Origin of the sequence: Paraburkholderia sp. RL17-373-BIF-A (assembly GCF_046030175.1) — a bacterium.
Lineage (GTDB): Bacteria > Pseudomonadota > Gammaproteobacteria > Burkholderiales > Burkholderiaceae > Paraburkholderia.
In genome coordinates, this window is the sequence record NZ_JARESO010000497.1 from 1 (window position 1) to 311 (window position 311).

A 311-nucleotide genomic window follows, 5' to 3' on the forward strand; every position below is an offset into this window, starting at 1 on the left:
ACATATTTCAAGCTGCTTGAGCGCGGCTCGCTCAAGACCCAGGCCCTGGCCAACCAGTTGCTGCGACTGGTGATGCAGTTTTCTCCCCATGACACCCTCACGTTCGTCCTCGACGATACGTTGCTGTTGCGCTGGTCCGACAGCGCGCCGGGAGTGGGGATTCGTCACGAACACAGCCGCAAGCCCAATCGCCCTCGTTACGTCAACGCGCAGTGCTGGGTGACGCTCGGCGTCGTACTGGCACGCGGTGTCGTCGCCATCCGCTCACGCCTGGTGCCGCTGAGCGGCAACACCAACAAGCTTTCCATCGG

The 311-nt window shown here is 62.4% G+C and carries 1 pseudogene; it reads left to right on the forward strand.

What is annotated here, in order from left to right:
* Positions 1–311 (forward strand): annotated as a pseudogene (locus P0D80_RS51530) (IS701 family transposase); the annotation flags it as partial.